The sequence below is a fragment of the Tissierella sp. genome (assembly GCF_052089545.1).
In the GTDB taxonomy this organism is placed as follows: domain Bacteria; phylum Bacillota; class Clostridia; order Tissierellales; family Tissierellaceae; genus Tissierella_A.
The window spans coordinates 3,362-6,109 of record NZ_JBQDAA010000068.1 but is presented as its reverse complement, the minus strand read 5'-3'; the positions used below and the strand labels follow the sequence as shown (position 1 = coordinate 6,109).

General features: G+C 37.3%; 2 protein-coding genes. Both read left to right on the top strand.

Annotation, left to right across the window (positions count from 1 at the left end):
• A partial coding sequence (locus tag ACTHW2_RS06600; RefSeq protein ID WP_442263181.1) for a complex I subunit 5 family protein occupies positions 1-1,070 on the top strand: 1,070 nt, incomplete at its 5' end.
• Between the two features lie 17 nt (positions 1,071-1,087).
• The coding region (locus tag ACTHW2_RS06595) for a complex I subunit 5 family protein (RefSeq protein WP_442263180.1) at positions 1,088-2,748 on the top strand (1,661 nt) is incomplete at its 3' end.

Here is a 2,748-nt window from a genome sequence, read left to right as displayed (position 1 = left end):
GAAACCTTATCGCTTTATATTTATTTTATGAAGTATTAACCTTTGTTACTTATCCTTTAGTTATCCATGAACGTTCACCTAAGGCAATAAAGGCTGGATCAAAATATATACTATACAGTCTTTCTGGAGCAGGAGCTATTTTGATTGCTATGGTAATCACTTATAGTTGGACAGGAAACCTTGATTTTTCTGGAGATGCTATTTTAGCTGGGTTTAATGGCCAAGGGCTTAACTGGCTTTTAGCTTTGTTCATAATAGGATTTGGTGTAAAGGCAGCTATAATGCCACTGCATAGATGGTTACCGGGAGCAATGGCAGCACCGACTCCTGTCAGTGCCCTGCTTCACGCAGTAGCAGTAGTTTATTCAGGAGCGTATGGAATTGTAAGAGTTGTTTATTCAGTATTTGGATATGAACTTGTTAGTCAGTTGCCTCTTAGTAAAATTATGCCTTGGGTTATAGGATTTACTATTTTGATGGGAGTTATAATTGCTGCTCGTCAAGATGTTTTAAAACGTAGATTGGCTTATCAGACTATTAGTCACCTTTCCTACATATTACTAGGTGTTTTCACCCTTCAACCTTGGGGATTAGCTGGTGCAATAATGCATATGATTAGCTATTCTACCTTGAAGGTTAGTCTTTTCTTTTGTGCAGGAATTATTTCTGAACAGACAGGTGAAACAGATATAAGTAGACTTGGTGGAGTAGGCTGGCTTCTACCAAAAACCATGGTTTCATTTAGCATTGCTGCTATTGGAATGATCGGAATGCTTCCTTTGAACACATTTTGGGGAAAGTATTATTTGATGAAAGGTAGTGTAGAAAGTGGAAGATGGCCTCTTGCCCTTGTATTGGTTATAAGTGGTATCGTCAATGCCGTGTGCTTTATACCGGTTATTGTTGATGCCTTTCGTGGGAAAAGGGTTGAAAAGGATATGGAAAAAGGAACTAGCTTAAAACTTATGCTTGTTCCTACAATGATATTATCTACAATTTCACTTTTGATAGGCTTGTGGCCTGGAATAGTTTGGCCTGGAGTTGAGGCTGTTGTCAATTCGTTCTTTTAAAAAGGAGATGTAAATTTATGTTACTTGTAATGCTTATGGCTATTCCACTCATAGGGGCATTAATTCTTTTATTTATGAAGAATCAATCTAGAAAAACACCTTTTATATTTAGCTTAGCTGTTTTTTTACTAGCTATCTTTGGATTGAAAGATGTTTTTGGAGGAACGCCATTAAATTATAGTATAGCGATGTCCGGTCCCTTTGTTATGACTTTTCATGCTGATGCTTTATCTGCTATATTTGTTATATTAGCAGCTTTTCTTTGGGTTGTAGTTTCTATATATTCGCCTAAATATATGGAATACGAAGGTAAAGAATTGATTTTTCAGCTGTGCACATTGCTTACTTTGTCCGCAGTTTTAGGCATATTTTTAGCCGGTAGTTTATTAACAATGTTACTGTTTTTTGAGTTAATGACTATCGCTTCATATTTTTGGGTTATTCATAGATGGGATAAAGGTGCAATTAAGGCGGGATATTTTTACTTGTTCTTTAGTATAGTTGGTGGTCTCTTGGTAGCACTAGGAATTGCTGTGATGGGATCAGCTACAGATGTACTTCCTAAAATTGGCTCAGAAATGGTTACATCCTTAAATCCTAAGCTGTTTGCTTGGAGCATAGCTATATTTCTAGCGGGATTTGGAATTAAGGCTGGTATGGTACCGCTGCATCTTTGGCTACCTCACGCCCATTCAGTAGCACCTACACCTGGTAGTGCACTTTTATCTGGACTTATTATTAAGGTAGGAGCATATGGCCTTATAAGAACAGGTGAGTTTGCTGGCTGGGGTGTTAAACTAGGAGCTGGGATGACTTGGTTAGGAACTGGTATTATTATTTTAGGAACTCTTACTATGTTATTGGGTGTTTTAGCTGCTTTGATTCAAAGCAATGCGAAAAAACTTTTAGCTTATCATAGTGTTAGTCAAATGGGTTATATTATCTTGGGTTTAGGTATTGCACTTTATCTAGGATCAAATGGAGGATTGGGATTATCAGGTTCAATCTATCATATAATTAACCATGCCCTCTTTAAGGTTGCTCTATTTTTAGGTGTTGGTGTAATATACCTTCATACAGGAGAGACGGACCTTTATAAATTAGGCGGACTTTGGCGCCGTTTTCCCATAACTGCTATACTTATGTTATTAGCTGTTTTAGGAATCACTGGTGCACCCGGACTGAATGGATATGCTAGTAAGTCTCTATTGCACCATGGGGTTAGCTTAGCTGCTGAAACAGGAACATCATGGCTAATATGGGTAGAAAGGCTATTTTCTCTTGTAGGTGTTGGAACAGCTGCATCCTTTAGTAAGCTATATTATCTTACATTCTTTGGAGAAACTACAAAGTTAAAAATCGAAGATAGAGGGTCTTCAAAACTACAAATATCTATGGCTTTAATAGGTGTGGTTATGCTGGTGATAGGAATCAGACCAGAACTTCTATTAAATAATGCTATAGTACCAGCAGCTGAGGCTTTGGGCATGGAAAGCATATCTACAAGTTTAATAGGGCTTTCTTTCTGGAACTCTAAAGATATATTCGATATGATAATAACTTTAATTCTCGGTGCCTTAGTTTGTTGGTTAGGACTTAAAACTGGTGCCTTTCATTGGCATCCTCCAGTTTGGTTAACTATAGAAGGAGCAGTAGGAATAATAGTTAAAAGAAGTAC